We start from the raw sequence: 401 nt of genomic DNA on the forward strand, positions 1-401 counted from the left end.
TCAGGGCGAACCCCAGCGCAGCGGCCACCTCGTCCCACAACTCGGCGGCGCGGGCGTCCCCGGCCGCTACCAGCCGGGCCACCTCTGCGGCGCCGTCCGTGCCCATCCGGGCGGCGAGGACGGAGGCGGAGGCCACCTCCTCGAGGCGCTTGCCTGCGTGTGGGCCCCCGGGGAAGACGAGCTGGCCGATCTCTCCCGCCCACCCGTTGCCGACCACCGGACGGTTCCCGACGAAGATTGCCGCAGCCAGGCCGGTCCCGACCGGGATGAAGGCCGTCACGCAGTCGGGCTCGACCTCGCCCAGGGCGTGCATCTCGGCGAGGCCGCCGGCCCGGACGTCGTGGCTGAAGCCCACCGGGGTGCCGAGGCGTTCCTCGACCAGGCGGCGGATGGGCACGTTG

At 75.1% G+C, this 401-nt stretch carries 1 protein-coding gene; it reads right to left on the reverse strand.

Annotated elements, in window-relative coordinates:
* Window positions 1–401, reverse strand: a 401-nt coding sequence (locus BN358_RS25645; RefSeq protein ID WP_157593502.1) for an ROK family protein, incomplete at both ends; no start/stop codon positions are given.

Origin of the sequence: Sedimentibacter sp. B4 (genome assembly GCF_000309315.1) — a bacterium.
In the GTDB taxonomy this organism is placed as follows: Bacteria; Bacillota; Clostridia; order Tissierellales; family Sedimentibacteraceae; genus Sedimentibacter; species Sedimentibacter saalensis.